The organism is Streptomyces sp. NPDC042100 (assembly GCF_055582325.1).
In genome coordinates this window covers 470,136-485,396 of sequence record NZ_JBVJDK010000005.1, presented here as the reverse complement: position 1 = coordinate 485,396, position 15,261 = coordinate 470,136, and the positions used below count along the sequence as shown (strand labels likewise).

The following is a 15,261-nucleotide window of genomic DNA, read 5'->3' as shown; positions in this document are numbered from 1 at the left end:
GCCCTCTCAGTCGAGGATGAAGCTCTCCAGGTACGACGGGTTGGCGCGGTCGAGCATCGACTGCGAGCGCGCCCTGATCTGCCGGTCGCTGTGCTCGCTGGCCGGCAGCATCCAGAAGCGGTCGGCCCGGATGCCGTCGACGACGTGCTCGGCGACCTCCTCGACCGGGGTGAAGGCGATCTCGTGCCCGGCCTCCTTCATGGCCGACTCCCACTGGTCGAGGCTGCGGTACGGGGTCCTGCGCGGGCGCTCCTTGGCGTACCGCTCGGGCCGGTTGCGGTGCGACTCCCACAGGCCGGTCCGGAGCATGTGCGGGCCGGGGAAGAGGACGGAGGCGCCGACGGCGGCGCCCTCCGCCTTGAGGTGGGCGTAGAGCGACTCGGTCATGGTGACGACGGCGGACTTCGTCACGGCGTAGACGGAGGCGGTGGGCAGCGGGGCGATGCCGCCGTCGCCGGAGGAGGTGTTGACGACGTGGCCGGGCGCGCCGCCCGCGATCATCCGGGGGACGAAGGCCTGGACGCCGTGGAAGACGCCCCACACGTTGACCGCGAAGGCCCATTTCCAGTCGTTGGGTTCGTGCTCCCACATGCGGCCCTCGGCGCCGGAGCCGACACCCGCGTTGTTGCAGAGCACGTGGACGGCGCCGAAGGTGTCGAACGCGGCGTCGGCGAAGGCCCGTACGGAGTCGGGGTCGCTGACGTCGACGGTACGGGCGAGGATCTGGGCCCCGTCGGCCATCAGCTCCTCGGCGGCCTTGGCCAGCGGGGCCTCCTCGACGTCGCCGAGGACGACGGCGAGGCCCTCGGCGGCGAAGCGGCGGGCCATGGCGAGCCCGATGCCGCTGGCGGCGCCGGTGACGACGGCGACCTGTCCCTGTCGCAGCTCCATCAGGCCCGCCCTCCCCCGGAGCTCCCGGCGCCCTCGGCGCCCTCGGGCGGCGCGTCGAGGATCTGCCGGGGGTCGTCGTACCGCTGGTGGACGTAGGGCAGCAGGGCCTGGGCGCTGACCCGTTCGACGACCCGGCCCTTCTGGTCGGTGGTCTTCTCGCCGATGGTGATCTCGACGAGCCGGCGCACCGGGAGGTCGGCGACCGGGTCGTACATCGACTCGCGCAGCACGATGTCGCCGGTGACCCGCTCCAGGCGCCGGACCTTCTCGTTGCGGACGCAGTGGACGAGGACCGGGTCGGTGTCGAAGCCGGTGCCCGCGCCGTCCACGGAGGGCAGGAACTTGAAGTAGAAGTCGGTCTTCTCGGCCGGCTCGGGCAGCGGCAGGGCGCCGGAGACGGCGCCGCGCACCTCGACGAAGGCGATGCCGTGCCGGGCGAGCGAGGCACGGACGGTGAGGCCGTCGCGGTCGACGAGGACCTCGCCGAGCTTCTTCGGCTCGCCGAAGACCTCGCGCCCGCCGGTCAGGGCGCGCTCGTGGGTCATCGGCATGACCAGCGGATACCAGCCCTCGACGTCGCCGTGGGCGGCCGCGACGGCGACGGAGCCGGCGCCGAGCGGATAGCCGGGCAGGTCGACCTTGCTGATGTTGACGCGCACCAGCGGGCGCGCGGTGGGCTTGAGCGGGGGCGGCAGGACGGCCGCCACGACGTCGGGGTCGGTCTCCCAGACGGCGACCACTCCGGTGGACCAGATGTCGGGGAGCCCCGCGCTCTTCTCGCGGGTCGCGGCGATCTCCGCCTCGGTGCGCGCCCCGTACCGTACTCGTGCCATGACGTACCGCCTTTCGGGAACGTATCGGCCTGTAACACAGTTACACCGACGGCCCGGAAGGGTAAAGAGCCGTGCACGCACTGGAGTTGGGGGACCCGATGGCACGCAGCGCACTCAGCCGCGAACAGGTGCTGGACACCGCCGCGACCCTGGTGAAGGAACACGGCCCCGCCGCGCTCACCATGCGCCGGCTCGCCGCCGAACTCGGCACCGCCGTGACCTCGATCTACTGGCACGTCGGCAACCGCGAGTCGCTCCTCGACGCGCTCGTCGAGCGCACCGTCGCCGACCTCGGCACCCTGCGCCCGCGCGGCGCGGACCCGGCCGCGCGGATCGTCTCGGTCGCGCTGCTGCTGCGCCGCGCCCTGCGGGACCGGCCGCACCTGGTGGCGATGGTCCACGAACGCGGCCTGACGGAACGCATGTTCCTGCCCGCCCAGCGCGCCCTGATCCACGAGGCCCACGCGGCGGGCCTGCGCGGCGCCCGGGCGGCGGAGCTGGTGCGGGCGGTCCAGTTCCAGGTCGTCGGGCACGTCCTGGTGGAACGCAACCGCGAACGCTCCCCGGCCCAGTCGCCGGGGGAGACGGAGCTGTGGGCGGCGGGCACGGGCACCGCGATCGCGGAGTCGGACCCCGGGCTCGCGCGGGCGCTCACGGCACCGGTCGACGCGGAAGCCCTGTTCAGGAGCATGGTGCGGGCCCTGGTGGCGGGGCTGCTGGGCCGGCCGGAGGCCCCGGACGGGGCCGCGCCGGAGGGCTCGCCGGCGCGCCCCGGGCCGTCAACCGGATGACCGGTTCCGGCCGCCGAGGGGACACCGGGGCCCGCGCTGTCGGTGGCGGGCCGTATTCTCAGTGACCATGCTCGACGACCGTACGACAGCAGCGACGTGGCCGGCCGCCTACCCACAGGGGTACGCGGTCGTCGACGTGGAGACCACCGGACTCGCCCGCGACGACCGGATAGTGTCGGCTGCCGTCTACCGGCTGGACGTCCAGGGCAACGTCGAGGACCACTGGTACACGCTCGTCAATCCCGAGCGGGACCCCGGTCCTGTGTGGATCCACGGGCTGACCAGTGACGTGCTCGCGGGGGCGCCGCTGTTCCCGGAGATCGCCGAGGAGTTCTCGGCGCGGCTCGACGGACGGGTGCTCGTCGCGCACAACGCGATGTTCGACTGGCAGATGATCGCCCGCGAGTACGCGCGCGCCGACCGCACCGCGCCGGTGCGGCAGCGGCTGTGCACCATCGCGCTCTCCAAGGAGCTGGCCCTGCCGCTGCCCAACCACAAGCTGGAGTCGCTCGCCGCGCACTTCGGCGTGGTGCAGCAGCGGGCGCACAACGCGCTGGACGACGCGCGGGTGCTCGCCGAGGCCTTCCGGCCGAGCCTGCACGCCGCCGCCGAGCGGAACGTGCGCCTTCCGCTCCTGGAGTGCCGCCCGCTGACCGAGTGGGCCTCCGCCCCGGCGCAGCCGCGGATCGGCTATCAGGCCTCCTACCGGCAGGCGGGCTGGCGGCCCTCCCGGAAGCGCCCGGCGTGCCCGTATCCGAACCCGGGCCGCTACGAGACGGACAAGCCGCTCAAGCAGGGGATGCGGGTGGCGTTCTCCGGCGACACCTCCGTCGACCGCGAGCTCCTGGAGGACCGCACGGTCGAGGCCGGGCTGCACGTGGCGACCAGTGTGTCCCGCGTCACCAGCCTGCTGGTGACGAACGACCCGGACTCGGCGACCTCCAAGACCGTGAAGGCGAAGGCCTTCGGCACGCCGGTCGTCGACGAGGCCGCGTACACCCAGCTGCTGCGGGACGTGACCCCGGCAGACGGGTGACGGGCCGCGGCGGGCCGGGCGTGCCGCCGGGCCGCCGCCCGCCCCCGGCCGCACCCTGTGGCGCATGGCACGTTGCGAGGTCTGCGGAAACGATTACGGGATGTCCTTCGAGGTGCACGCGCAGGGCGCGGTGCACGTCTTCGACTGCTTCTCCTGCGCCATCCACCGCATGGCGCCCATCTGTGAGCACTGCCGGGTCCAGATCATCGGCCAGGGGGTCGAGGTCCAGGGCAACTGGTACTGCGGGGCGCACTGCGCCCGCGCGGAGGGGAGGGCGGGGATCGTCGACAAGGTGTGACGCGGCCTCCGCGAGGTCACCCGGCCCCGCCGCGAGGGGGGCCGGCACGACGCTGTACGGTCGAAGACGTGTACCGCTTCCTGTTGTCCCGGCAGTGGGTGATCCTCACCCTCGTCGCCCTCGTCCTCATCCCCACGATGATCGAGCTGGGCTTCTGGCAGTTCCACCGGCACGAACGCCGGGTCGCCCAGAACGCGCTGATCGAGGACAACCTGAGGGCCCGGGCCGTCCCCGTCGAGGAGCTGGCCTCGCCGGGGCACACCGTCCCGCGCGCCGACTACTGGCGCCAGGTGACCGCCACCGGCACCTTCGACACCGCCCACGAGGTCGTCGTGCGCCGGCGCACCTCGGCCGACGACCGGGTCGGCGTGCACGTGCTGACCCCGCTCGTCCTCCAGGACGGCAAGGTGGTCCTGGTCAACCGGGGCTGGGTGCCCAGCGCCGACGACCAGCGCTCCTTCCCCGAGGTGCCGCCCGCCCCGCGCGGCGAGGTCACCGTCACCGGGCGGCTCAAGGCCGACGAGACGACCGGCGCCAGCGGCATCAAGGACCTCAAGGGGCTGCCCGACCGGCAGGTCATGCTGATCAGCAGCGAGCAGCAGGCCGCCCTCCTCGGGAAGACCGTGCTCGGCGGCTATGTCGAGCAGACCGCGCCCGAGCCCGCCGGGGACTCCCCCGAGCTGATCCCCGAGCCCGACCACGACTCGATCGGCGCGCACATGGCGTACGCCGTCCAGTGGTGGCTCTTCACCGCGGGTGTGCCGGTCGGCTGGGTGATCCTGGTGCGCCGCGAGGTGCGCGACCGCAGGGCCGCCTCGGCGCGGGCCGAGGCGACGGACGGGGCTCCCGAGCCCGCCGGGGCACCCGCCTGAGCTGATTGACCGTCGCCGCTTCCGGGAACAGCCCAGAGCGTGACGCAAGGTATCGACGCCTACGCCCTCATCGGCGACCTCCAGACCGCCGCGCTCGTCGGCCGGGACGGCTCGGTCGACTGGCTGTGCCTGCCCCGCTTCGACTCGGCCGCCTGTTTCGCCGCGCTCCTCGGCGACGAGGACAACGGCCACTGGCGGATCGCGCCCAAGGGCGCCGGCACCTGCACCGGCCGCCGCTACGCGGAGGACAGCCTGGTTCTGGAGACCCGCTGGGAGACCCGTACCGGCACCGTCGAGGTCGTCGACTTCATGCCGCAGCGGGACAGGGCCCCCGATCTCGTCCGGATCGTGCGGGGGGTCAGCGGCAGCGTCGAGATGAGCGGCGTGCTGCGGCTGCGCTTCGACTACGGCTCGATCGTGCCGTGGATGCGCCGCTCCGAGGGGCACCGGGTCGCCGTCGCCGGGCCCGACGCGGTCTGGCTGCGCAGCGAGCCGCCGGTGAAGACCTGGGGGCAGCAGTTCTCGACCTGCTCCTCCTTCACCGTGCGCGCGGGCGAGGAGGTCGCGTTCGTCCTCACCTGGCACCCCTCGCACGAGCGCCGCCCCCCGCTGGTGGACCCGTTCACGGCGCTGGAGCAGACCCTCGCCGACTGGCGTGCGTGGACGGCCCGCTGCACGTACCAGGGCCCCTACCGGGACACGGTGGTGCGCTCGCTGATCACCCTGAAGGCCCTCACCTACGCCCCCACCGGCGGGATCGTCGCCGCCCCGACCACCTCGCTGCCCGAGGAGCTGGGCGGCGTGCGCAACTGGGACTACCGGGCCTGCTGGCTGCGCGACTCCTCCCTCACCCTCGGCGCGCTGCTCTCCGCCGGGTACGTGGAGGAGGCGGCGGCCTGGCGGGACTGGCTGCTGCGCGCGGTGGCCGGCGACCCGGCCGACCTCCAGATCATGTACGGGCCGGGCGGCGAGCGGCGGCTGCCCGAGACGACGCTGCCCTGGCTGCGCGGCTACGCCGAGTCGGCGCCGGTGCGGGTGGGGAACGCGGCCGTGGAGCAGTTCCAGCTCGACGTGTACGGCGAGGTGATGGACTCGCTCAGCCGCGCCCGGGAGGCCGGGATCCCCGCCGAGCGGCACGCCTGGAACCTCCAGCTGAGCCTGCTCGGCTTCCTGGAGTCGCACTGGCGCGAGCCCGACGAGGGACTGTGGGAGGTGCGCGGCCCGCGCCGCCACTTCGTCCACTCCAAGGTGATGGCCTGGGTGGCGGCCGACCGGGCGGTGCGCACGCTGGAGGCCGAGCCGGCGCTGCCGGGCGACGTGGCGCGCTGGCGGGCGCTGCGGGACGAGATCCACGCGGACGTGTGCGCGAAGGGCTACGACCCGGTGCGCAACACCTTCACCCAGGCGTACGGCTCGCGCGAGCTGGACGCGGCGACGCTGCTGATCCCTCAGGTCGGCTTCCTGCCGCCGGACGATCCCCGGGTGGTCGGGACGGTGGACGCGGTGCGGGCGGAGCTGACGCAGGGCGGTTTCGTGCGCCGCTATTCGGCCGGGGGCGACTCGGTGGACGGGCTGCCGGGCGACGAGGGCACCTTCCTGGTCTGCTCGTTCTGGCTGGCGGACGCGCTGCGGCTGACCGGGCGGACGGAGGAGGCGCGGGCGCTGTTCGAGCGGCTGGTCGGGCTGTGCAGCGACGTGGGGCTGCTGGCGGAGGAGTACGACCCGGCGGCCGGGCGGCAGCTCGGGAACTTCCCGCAGGCCTTCAGCCACATCGGTCTGGTGGGCACGGCGCTGGCGCTGGCCGAGGCCGAGCCGGAGGCGGCAGGATAGGCCCATGGATCTTGGACTGAGGGACCGGGTGTACGTGGTGACCGGCGCGACGCGGGGGCTCGGCCGGGCCTCCGCCGAGGCGCTGCTCGCGGAGGGCGCGAAGGTGCTGGTCACCGGGCGCGAGGAGGGCGCGGTCGACGCGGCGGTGAAGGAGCTCGGCGCGGGCGCGGCGGGCCTCGCCGCCGACAACGCGGACCCGGGGACGCCGGAGCGGCTGATCGCGGAGGCACGGGCGCGGTTCGGCGGCCTGGACGGCGTGCTGATCAGCGTCGGCGGTCCGGCGCCGGGCTTCGCCGCGGAGAACACGGACGAGCAGTGGGCGGCGGCCTTCGACACGGTGTTCCTGGGCGCGGTGCGGCTGGCCCGCGCGGCGGCGGAGGCGCTGCCGGAGGGCGGGGTGATCGGCTTCGTGCTGTCGGCGTCGGTGCACGAGCCGATCGCGGGGCTGACCATCTCCAACGGGCTGCGCCCGGGGCTCGCCGGTTTCGCGAAGTCCCTCGCCAACGACCTGGGTCCGCGCGGCATCCGGGTGGTCGGCCTGCTGCCGAACCGGATCGACACCGACCGGGTGCGCTCGCTGGACGCGCTGTCCGGGGACGCCGACGCGGCCCGCGCGGCGAACGAGGCGGGGATCCCGCTGCGCCGCTACGGCACGCCGGAGGAGTTCGGGCGGACGGCGGCGTTCCTGCTCTCGCCCGCGGCCTCGTATCTGACGGGCGTGATGCTGCCGGTGGACGGCGGGGCGCGCGGCGGTTTCTGAGCCCCGGTCAGTTGACCCGGCGGGCGCGGTGCTTGACGGCGCGCAGCCGGGCCTCGGTCGGCAGCGCGGGCAGGCCGGCCGAGGTGCGGGCGTTGCCCAGGGCCTCGGCGGCGAGCGCGGTGAGCGCGTCGGCGGGGGCGGCGTAGGGCTCCAGGAGGAGCGCGACGCGGGTACGGGGGGCGGTGCGGCGGCCGGTGAGCGCGACCTTGGCCCGGGCGACGCCCTCCTGGGCCGTCGCGTCGGCTTCCAGGACCGCCTCCAGGGCCCGGCCGCGCAGCACGGCCTCCTCGCCGTCGCCGCTGTCGACGAGGACCTCGGCGAGGCGGGCGCGGCGGAACTGGGCGATCAGCCACCACAGGGCGAGCAGCACGATCACCCCGAGGGCGGCGATGACCACCGGCCACCACCAGCCGTCGGCGCGCCAGTGCTGCCGCTGGGCGCGGGTGAGCAGGACGTCGTCCGGGCCCGACCAGAGCCACCAGGACGGGACGGACAGGCCGAGGCCGGCCGCGAGCACGGCGCCGCCGCCCGCCAGGAGCAGCAGTCCGGCGAGGGCGAGCACGGTCCGGTTGACGCGGCGGAGCACGGGTACGACGGTCACGCCGTCACCCCTTCCTGGGCGGCCGGGCCACCCGTACCGTCAGGGCCGGCGGGCGGGCCAGCCCGAGCTCGTCGATGCCGGTGGTGAGGACCTTCTCCAGGTCGGAGCGGACCTCGTCCAGTTCGCGGAAGTGCGAGACCGCGCGTACGGCGGCCTTGGCACGGCCCATCCTGACCCGTACGGACTGCACGCCGGACACCTCCATGGCCCGGTCGCGCAGGGCGAGCGCGGCGGCCTCGCGGTCGAGTCCGGCGCGCACGTCGGGGTGTTCGCGGCGCATCGGCAGGACGGCGCGCAGGCCCGGGGTGAGGGCGAGCAGCAGCAGCCAGAGGCCGAGGGCGGCGGCGATCCCGGCCCCGGCCAGGACGGCGGTGTCGTCGAGGGGACGGGTGGCGAGGCCGTCGGCGAGGGAGCGGCGCCAGGCCATCGCGGTGTGCCCGGCGCGGACGGCGGCGACGTCGTAGAGGAGCAGTCCGGCGGCGCCGAGCAGCACGACGGCGACGAGGGCGGCGGGGATCCGGCGGACCGACCAGAACCGCCGCGCGGCGCCCCGGCCGGCCGGGTCCGCGCCGCCGGGTCCGGGGCCGCCGCCGTCGCCCGTGCGCCCGGCGTCCGTACGCCCCTGGTCCGGGCCCGTGAGGACGGGCACGGCGCCGGGGGCGGGGTGCGCGGGGTCCGGTCCGGGGCCCGGCTCCGGGCCGGCCGCGGGGGTCACCGGAGCCGCTCGCGGGTCTGGGCGGTGTGCGCGGAGTGCAGCTTCTCCACGTGGACGGCGACCTCGTGGACCTCCAGGCCCGCCAGCTCCTCGACCCGGTGCCGGACCCGGCCCCGGACGGCCCCGCACTGGCGGCCGAGGTCGGAGGGGTAGCCGAGTTCGAGGCTGACCGAGACCCGGGCGCTGTCGCGGTGGACGACCACCGAGGCGTGCGGCCGGGTCGCCCCCTGGGGGACGTGTTCCAGGGCCTCGCGCGCCGCCTGTGCGGCGATCTTCGCGACGACGCGGTCGGCGATCGTGGTCGCGCCCCGCCGCGCCGCCCCCACCCGGTCCCGGGCCGGTTCCACTGCCACCACCCCCGGTCACCTCCGCCGGTCGTCGCGCTCGCGGCCCCGGAACAGGTCGCCGAACTCCAGGTCCCCGTCGAGGAAGCGCCCGGCCACGAAGCCGATCGCCCCCAGCGCGGCGACCAGGAGGAATGCTCCGAAGCCGCCGAAGTACCCGGCGAAGCCGAGCGCCATGCCGGCCACCAGGCCGACCCCAGCCATGCTCATGCTGAGCCCTTTCGTCGTCCGTGCCGTCGGCTACTGGAGCCGCGACTCCGGCTCCTCGTCCTCGTCGTCCGGCAGCTTGACGTCGCTGACGGCGATGTTGACCTCGACGACCTCCAGGCCGGTCATGCGCTCCACGGCGGCGATCACGTTCTCCCGGACGGCGCCGGCGACCTCGGCGATGGAGACGCCGTAGTCGACGACGATCTCCAGGTCGAGGGCGGTCTGCACCTCGCCGACCTCGGCCTTCACCCCTCGGGTCACGCCGGACTTGCCGCCGCCCCCGCCGGGGACGCGGTCGCGGACCGCGCCGAGGGTGCGGGAGAGTCCGCTGCCCATGGCGTGGACGCCGACGACATCGCGCGCCGCCATTCCGGCGATCTTCTCGACGACCCCGTCGGCGATCGTGGTCCGCCCCCGGGAGGCGGGGTCGCCGCCGCCCCGCTTGGTCACCGAGGTCTGCTGTTCGGAATGCGTGCTGTCGGCCATCACCGTCCGCCCTTCCGTCGAGGCCCGTCACCGGCGTGAGAGCCATGAGGCTTTTGCCTTATTTGCCCACACTAAGGGTGCTTGCCCGGTATCGCGCCGGGGATGCGGCAGGCTGGGGCGATGACGACCCCGATGACGACATGGCGTACAGGACATGCGACGGACCGGCTGCTGCCGCTCGGCGGGCCGGAGGACGGGGCATGGATCGCGGAGCGCGCGGTGCGGGAGGCGCTCGCCTCGGCGGCGGGCGCGGTACGCGGCGCGGTGCCCGGACCGCCGAGGTTCCGGCTCGTCGAGGCGGCCGCCGGGACGCCGTTCCCGGTGCCGCCGGGCGGGCTGCCGCCCGGCGGGCTGGGGATCGCGCTGGGTTTCGCGGCGGTGCTCGGGCGCCCGCTGCCGCAGCTGGCCGCCCGGCTGCGGACGGCGCTGCTGCGGGTGGCCGAGGAGGACTTCGGCCTGGTGGTGGCGCGGGTGGACCTGCGGGTGACGGAGCTGCTGGACGCCCCGCCGGATCCGGTGGCCCCCGTTCCGCCGGCCGGGGGAACCTCGCCGCCGGCGCCCGAGGACCCGGCGGCCCTCGCCGCCCTCGCGGTGCCCGGCGTGGCGGCGCTGACCGACGCGTACGGCGGCCCGGTCCGGCACGCGGACGGCGGGGGGCTGTGCCTGGAGTTCGCGGTGACCTCGGGCCGGCGGGCGCTGGACGTGGCCCGCGCGGTCCGGACGGCGGTGACCGCCGCCGCCCCGGGGGCGACGGCGGTCACGGTGGTGGTGTCGGAGCTGCGCTGAGCCGGCCCGGGGCGGCCCCGGGCGTTCAGTCGCCGAGGCCCGCGAGGTCGCGCAGCCGGCGGGCCTGCGCGGCGCGCTCGGCGGTGCGCTGCTCCTCGTACGAGCGGCCCGAGGCGCCCTGGAGCAGCGCCTTGGTCTCGATGAGGGCGGAGCGCGGCGCGGCGAGCAGGGCGGCGCTGAGGTCCCGTACCGCGGCGTCGAGCTCGGCGGCGGGCACGGCGATGTTGGCCAGGCCGGTGCGCTCGGCCTCCTCGGCGTGGACGAACCGGCCGGTGGCGCAGATCTCCAGCGCGCGGGCGTAGCCCACGAGGGAGACGAGGGGGTGCGTGCCGGTGAGGTCCGGGACCAGGCCCAGGCTGGTCTCGCGCATGGCGAACCGCACGTCGTCGGCGACGACCCGCAGGTCGCAGGCGAGCGCGAGCTGGAAGCCCGCACCGATGGCGTGGCCCTGGACGGCCGCGATCGACACGAGGTCGCTGCGGCGCCACCAGGTGAACGCCTCCTGGTACTCGGCGATGAGCGCGTCGAGGTCCGCGTCGGACCCGCGCGCCATCTCCAGGAAGGACGGCTCTCCGTCGAAGCCCTCGGGCGTGAACGCCTGCCGGTCGAGCCCCGCGGAGAAGGACTTGCCCTCGCCGCGCAGCACCACGACCCGCACGCTGCCCGGGAGTGACCGGCCGGCCTCCGTCAACGCCCGCCACAGAGCGGGAGACTGGGCGTTGCGCTTCGCCGGGTTGGTCAGGGTCACCGTGGCAACGGCGTCCTCGACGGTGAGCCGTACACCGTCCTTGTCGAAAACGAGCTCAGAGTCGTCGAGCGTAGTCATGGGGGCGCCTCCGGTTCCGGTGCAGCACGTCAGCCGATGCTAAGTGACTGCACAGTAACCACCCGGCCGGTCACACGTCCGACCGGGTGGTCACCGGAGACCCGGTGGACCGGTGGGGCCGCCCCGATGTCAGGCCGAGGCCGCCTTCTTGCCCCGTGTCGCTCCGCCGCGTCCCCGCAGCGTGACTCCGGACTCGCTGAGCATCCGGTGGACGAATCCGTAGGAGCGGCCGGTTTCCTCGGCCAGCGCCCGGATGCTCGCACCGGAGTCGTACTTCTTCTTCAGGTCTGCCGCGAGCTTGTCGCGCGCGGCGCCGGTCACCCGGCTGCCCTTCTTCAGAGTCTCGGCCACCCGTGCCTCCTCATGGGAAGTGCGCTCTGGACTTCTCATGATCACCCCTCCCGGACTTCCTGGCCACCCATTCGACAAGGTCCGTGCCATCCGCTTGGCGCGGACGGCGGCGGACGAACGGAGCGGAAGGGGCTCATCCGCTGCGTCCCGGGACGCCCACCGGCCCCTCTCGCCCGGGAAGTACCAGGTCAGCGCGGCGCCGGGAACACCAGCCCGGTGCGAGCCCAGGCGGAAGGATTCCGCAGGGCCCGCGCCGGGGGGTACGAGACGCACTCACTCAGATGAAGGATCACCCATGAGCCGAATGATCCAGCCCGGCATGATCACTCCACGGCCGGGGGCGGGGCGACGGGCCCCGCGGGGGGGGACGCCGGGCCGGTCAGGCGAGGGCGACCAGGTCCGCGTAGTCCGGGCCCCACAGGTCCTCGACGCCGTCCGGGAGCAGGATGATCCGCTCCGGGTCCAGCGCCTCGACCGCGCCCTCGTCGTGGGTGACCAGCACGACCGCGCCCTTGTACGTGCGCAGCGCGCCGAGGATCTCCTCGCGGCTGGCCGGGTCGAGGTTGTTGGTGGGCTCGTCGAGGAGCAGCACGTTGGCCGAGGAGACGACCAGCGTCGCCAGCGCGAGCCGGGTCTTCTCGCCGCCGGAGAGCACTCCGGCCGGCTTGTCGACGTCGTCGCCGGAGAACAGGAAGGAGCCGAGCACCTTGCGCACCTCGACCAGGTCGAGGTCGGGCGAGGCGGAGCGCATGTTCTCCAGGACCGTGCGCTCGGGGTCCAGGGTCTCGTGCTCCTGCGCGTAGTAGCCGAGCTTGAGGCCGTGGCCCGGGGTGACCTCGCCGGTGTCGGGCTGCTCGACCCCGCCGAGGAGGCGGAGCAGGGTCGTCTTGCCGGCGCCGTTGAGGCCGAGGATGACGACGCGGGAGCCCTTGTCGATGGCCAGGTCGACGTCGGTGAAGATCTCCAGGGAGCCGTACGACTTGGACAGGCCCTCCGCGGTGAGCGGGGTCTTGCCGCAGGGCGCGGGGTCCGGGAAGCGCAGCTTGGCGACCTTGTCGGAGACGCGGACCGCCTCCAGGCCGGAGAGCAGGCGCTCGGCGCGCTTGGCCATGTTCTGCGCGGCGACCGTCTTGGTGGCCTTGGCGCGCATCTTGTCGGCCTGCGAGTTGAGCGCGGCGGCCTTCTTCTCGGCGTTCTGGCGCTCGCGCTTGCGGCGCTTCTCGTCGGCCTCGCGCTGCTGCTGGTAGAGCTTCCAGCCCATGTTGTAGACGTCGATCGCGGAGCGGTTGGCGTCCAGGTAGAAGACCTTGTTGACGACCGTCTCGACCAGGTCGACGTCGTGGGAGATCACGATGAAGCCGCCGCGGTAGGTCTTCAGGTAGTCGCGCAGCCAGACGATCGAGTCGGCGTCGAGGTGGTTGGTGGGCTCGTCGAGGAGCAGGGTGTCGGCGTCCGAGAAGAGGATCCGGGCCAGCTCGATCCGGCGGCGCTGACCGCCGGAGAGGGTGTGCAGGGGCTGGCCGAGGACCCGGTCGGGCAGGCCGAGCGCGGCGGCGATGGTGGAGGCCTCGGCCTCGGCCGCGTAACCGCCCTTGGTGAGGAACTCGGTCTCCTGGCGCTCGTACTGCCGCATGGCCTTGTCGCGGGTGGCGCCGGCGCCGGTGGCGATGCGCTCCTCGTTCTGGCGCATCTTGCGGATCAGGGTGTCGAGGCCCCGGGCGGACAGGATGCGGTCGCGGGCCAGCACGTCCAGGTCGCCGGTGCGCGGGTCCTGCGGCAGGTAGCCGACCTCGCCGGAGCGGGTGATGGTGCCGCCGGCCGGCTGGCCCTCGCCCGCGAGGCACTTGGTGAGGGTGGTCTTGCCCGCCCCGTTGCGGCCGACCAGGCCGATGCGGTCGCCCTTGGCGACACGGAAGGAAGCGGACTCGATGAGGACGCGCGCGCCGGCGCGCAGCTCGATACCGGAAGCGGTGATCACGGACGGACTCCTGGGCGGTGGGAAAGGGCGGAAGGACGGCTGATGCGGGCTTCGACGCCGCTAATGCACCCAGAGGAGACAGACCATGCGGTCAGTCTAACGGGCTTCCGCAACTGATTTTCGGCCGAGCGGCAAATGTCACATACCTCGCATGACGCACAAAAGGGGTGACAACCGGCGGTGCGCTCGATACTCGGCAGAGACGCGGAGGGCGGTGGCCATGCAGTTCGACGACGATGCCGACCTGGACACCTCGGAGGTCAAGGACGTCCGGGGCAGCCGGGTGCCCGGCGGCAGGGCCACCATCGGCGGCGGGATCGCCGGTGTCATCGCGCTGATCCTCGGCCTGCTCTTCGGGGTGGGGCCGGAGCAGCTGGGGCTGTCGTCCGGGAACGACGAGCCGGCCGTGAGCGCCTCGTCGGCGGCCCAGGTCGACCAGGCGTGCAAGAAGGGCGCGGACGCGAACGCGCGCGAGGACTGCCGGATCGTGGCGGTGGTCAACAGCGTGCAGGACTTCTGGCGCGCCGAGTACACCCGGCGGGGCGGCACCTACTCCCCCGCGCGGACCGTGATGTTCACCCAGCGGGTCGCCACCGCCTGCGGCAACGCGACCTCCGCGGTCGGCCCGTTCTACTGCCCGGGCGACCGGCAGGTCTATCTGGACCTCGGCTTCTTCGACGAGCTGCGCACCAAGTTCGGCTCGACCGGCGGCCCCTTCGCGCAGGCGTACGTGGTGGCGCACGAGTACGGGCACCACGTGCAGAACCTGATGGGGACGCTGTCGAAGGCCCAGGACGGGCGGACCGGGGCGAACTCCAACGCGGTCCGGGTGGAGCTCCAGGCCGACTGCTACGCGGGGGTGTGGGCGCGGCACGCGACGACCACGCCCGACGAGCGGACCGGCCGGCCGCTGTTCACCCGGCTGACCGAGCAGGACATCCGGGACGGGCTGGACGCGGCGGCGGCGGTGGGCGACGACCGGATCCAGGAGCGCTTCCAGGGGCGGGTGACGCCGGAGAGCTGGACGCACGGCTCGGCGGCCCAGCGGCAGCAGTGGTTCTACACCGGCTACAGCACCGGCGACATGGCGAAGTGCAACACCTTCCGGTGAGACACCCGGCCGCCGGACCGAGACTCGGGGCACACGAACCACCGGAGAGGAAGTGATCGGGATGGCCGAGGCACCCGACATCTGCCCGACACTGCGGTACGCGGACGCGAAGGCCGCGATCACCCTGCTGACGGAGGCCTTCGGCTTCACGGCGACGGCGGTGTACGAGAGCGAGGACGGGCGCGTGACCCACGCGGAGCTCACGTACGGGAACGGGATGGTGATGCTCGGCAGCGCGGGCTCGGGCAGCGAGTTCGACCGGCGGATGGCGGGCGGCGGCCCGACCGGGGTGTACGTGCGCGTCGCCGACGTGGACGAGCACCACGCGCGGGCCGTGGCGCACGGCGTGGAGATCGCGATGCCGCCCACCGACCAGGACTACGGCTCCCGGGACTACATGGCGCTGGACACGGAGGGCAACGTCTGGAGCTTCGGGACGTACGCGCCCGGCGCGGCGGACGAGTAGCCGGCCAGATCGCCCGACGGGCGGGCCGCCACCGGTGGGTGGCGGCCCGCCCGCGTTCCGGGTGCTCCGTGCTCCG

19 protein-coding genes are annotated in these 15,261 nt (G+C 74.1%); 9 read left to right on the top strand and 10 right to left on the bottom strand.

Going from position 1 to position 15,261, the window contains the following annotated elements; all coding sequences use genetic code 11:
• Nucleotides 1-6: 6 nt before the first annotated feature.
• Nucleotides 7-891 carry an SDR family NAD(P)-dependent oxidoreductase gene (locus tag ACZ6J5_RS14640; protein ID WP_469391267.1) on the bottom strand — a complete coding sequence of 295 codons (885 nt, stop codon included), beginning with the start codon at nt 889-891 and terminating at the stop codon, nt 7-9.
• Nucleotides 891-1,724, bottom strand: a complete 834-nt coding sequence (locus ACZ6J5_RS14635) for an acetoacetate decarboxylase family protein (RefSeq protein ID WP_469391265.1) — start codon at nt 1,722-1,724, stop codon at nt 891-893. Before ACZ6J5_RS14635 ends, ACZ6J5_RS14640 begins: the two co-directional genes overlap by 1 nt.
• Before the next feature lie 98 nt (nt 1,725-1,822).
• Here ACZ6J5_RS14635 and ACZ6J5_RS14630 point away from each other — a divergent pair, with 98 nt between their 5' ends.
• The 6 genes from ACZ6J5_RS14630 (at nt 1,823) to ACZ6J5_RS14605 (ending at nt 7,311) form a co-directional block, all read left to right on the top strand.
• On the top strand, nt 1,823-2,515 hold the full coding sequence (locus ACZ6J5_RS14630; protein WP_469391264.1) for a TetR/AcrR family transcriptional regulator: 693 nt from the start codon (nt 1,823-1,825) through the stop codon (nt 2,513-2,515).
• Between the two features lie 61 nt (nt 2,516-2,576).
• Nucleotides 2,577-3,551 carry a DEDDh family exonuclease gene (locus ACZ6J5_RS14625; RefSeq protein ID WP_469391262.1) on the top strand — a complete coding sequence of 325 codons (975 nt, stop codon included), beginning with the start codon at nt 2,577-2,579 and terminating at the stop codon, nt 3,549-3,551.
• Nucleotides 3,552-3,615: 64 nt separating this feature from the next.
• Nucleotides 3,616-3,849, top strand: a complete 234-nt coding sequence (locus tag ACZ6J5_RS14620; RefSeq protein ID WP_132919147.1) for a hypothetical protein — start codon at nt 3,616-3,618, stop codon at nt 3,847-3,849.
• A gap of 68 nt (nt 3,850-3,917) precedes the next feature.
• Nucleotides 3,918-4,721: an SURF1 family cytochrome oxidase biogenesis protein gene (locus tag ACZ6J5_RS14615; RefSeq protein ID WP_469391260.1), complete on the top strand. Its 804-nt coding sequence runs from the start codon at nt 3,918-3,920 to the stop codon at nt 4,719-4,721.
• A gap of 39 nt (nt 4,722-4,760) precedes the next feature.
• Nucleotides 4,761-6,551, top strand: a complete 1,791-nt coding sequence (locus tag ACZ6J5_RS14610; RefSeq protein ID WP_469391258.1) for a glycoside hydrolase family 15 protein — start codon at nt 4,761-4,763, stop codon at nt 6,549-6,551.
• A gap of 4 nt (nt 6,552-6,555) precedes the next feature.
• Nucleotides 6,556-7,311, top strand: coding sequence for an SDR family oxidoreductase (locus ACZ6J5_RS14605; RefSeq protein WP_469391257.1), 756 nt, complete (start codon nt 6,556-6,558; stop codon nt 7,309-7,311).
• Nucleotides 7,312-7,318: 7 nt separating this feature from the next.
• Here ACZ6J5_RS14605 and amaP read toward each other — a convergent pair whose 3' ends face one another.
• The 5 genes from amaP to ACZ6J5_RS14580 are packed head-to-tail and all read right to left on the bottom strand — an operon-like array spanning nt 7,319 to nt 9,667.
• On the bottom strand, nt 7,319-7,912 hold the full coding sequence (amaP, locus tag ACZ6J5_RS14600) for an alkaline shock response membrane anchor protein AmaP (RefSeq protein ID WP_469391255.1): 594 nt from the start codon (nt 7,910-7,912) through the stop codon (nt 7,319-7,321).
• Nucleotides 7,913-7,916: 4 nt separating this feature from the next.
• Nucleotides 7,917-8,627, bottom strand: a complete 711-nt coding sequence (locus ACZ6J5_RS14595) for a DUF6286 domain-containing protein (RefSeq protein ID WP_469391253.1) — start codon at nt 8,625-8,627, stop codon at nt 7,917-7,919.
• Entirely contained in the window at nt 8,624-8,974 is a 351-nt protein-coding gene (locus ACZ6J5_RS14590) for an Asp23/Gls24 family envelope stress response protein (protein WP_469391380.1), read from the bottom strand. Before ACZ6J5_RS14590 ends, ACZ6J5_RS14595 begins: the two co-directional genes overlap by 4 nt.
• Before the next feature lie 15 nt (nt 8,975-8,989).
• On the bottom strand, nt 8,990-9,181 hold the full coding sequence (locus ACZ6J5_RS14585; RefSeq protein ID WP_362476925.1) for a hypothetical protein: 192 nt from the start codon (nt 9,179-9,181) through the stop codon (nt 8,990-8,992).
• 30 nt (nt 9,182-9,211) lie between these two features.
• Complete coding sequence (locus tag ACZ6J5_RS14580) at nt 9,212-9,667, bottom strand: Asp23/Gls24 family envelope stress response protein (protein WP_469391251.1); 456 nt, start codon at nt 9,665-9,667, stop codon at nt 9,212-9,214.
• A gap of 120 nt (nt 9,668-9,787) precedes the next feature.
• Between ACZ6J5_RS14580 and ACZ6J5_RS14575 the strand changes: the two genes are divergently transcribed.
• Nucleotides 9,788-10,453, top strand: coding sequence for a hypothetical protein (locus ACZ6J5_RS14575; protein WP_469391249.1), 666 nt, complete (start codon nt 9,788-9,790; stop codon nt 10,451-10,453).
• Nucleotides 10,454-10,478: 25 nt separating this feature from the next.
• Here the strand turns inward: ACZ6J5_RS14575 and ACZ6J5_RS14570 are convergent, their stop codons facing one another.
• From ACZ6J5_RS14570 to ACZ6J5_RS14560, 3 genes are all read right to left on the bottom strand, one after another.
• Nucleotides 10,479-11,279, bottom strand: a complete 801-nt coding sequence (locus ACZ6J5_RS14570) for an enoyl-CoA hydratase/isomerase family protein (protein WP_469391247.1) — start codon at nt 11,277-11,279, stop codon at nt 10,479-10,481.
• A gap of 129 nt (nt 11,280-11,408) precedes the next feature.
• On the bottom strand, nt 11,409-11,630 hold the full coding sequence (locus tag ACZ6J5_RS14565) for a helix-turn-helix domain-containing protein (RefSeq protein ID WP_006123601.1): 222 nt from the start codon (nt 11,628-11,630) through the stop codon (nt 11,409-11,411).
• Between the two features lie 379 nt (nt 11,631-12,009).
• Nucleotides 12,010-13,608: an ABC-F family ATP-binding cassette domain-containing protein gene (locus ACZ6J5_RS14560; protein ID WP_469391245.1), complete on the bottom strand. Its 1,599-nt coding sequence runs from the start codon at nt 13,606-13,608 to the stop codon at nt 12,010-12,012.
• Between the two features lie 220 nt (nt 13,609-13,828).
• On the opposite strand from ACZ6J5_RS14560, the gene ypfJ reads away from it, so the two are divergent.
• Together ypfJ and ACZ6J5_RS14550 are read left to right on the top strand one after the other, a co-directional pair.
• Complete coding sequence (gene ypfJ / locus ACZ6J5_RS14555) at nt 13,829-14,719, top strand: KPN_02809 family neutral zinc metallopeptidase (RefSeq protein WP_469391243.1); 891 nt, start codon at nt 13,829-13,831, stop codon at nt 14,717-14,719.
• A gap of 61 nt (nt 14,720-14,780) precedes the next feature.
• Nucleotides 14,781-15,185, top strand: a complete 405-nt coding sequence (locus ACZ6J5_RS14550) for a VOC family protein (protein ID WP_469391241.1) — start codon at nt 14,781-14,783, stop codon at nt 15,183-15,185.
• The last annotated feature ends 76 nt before the right edge of the window (nt 15,186-15,261 follow it).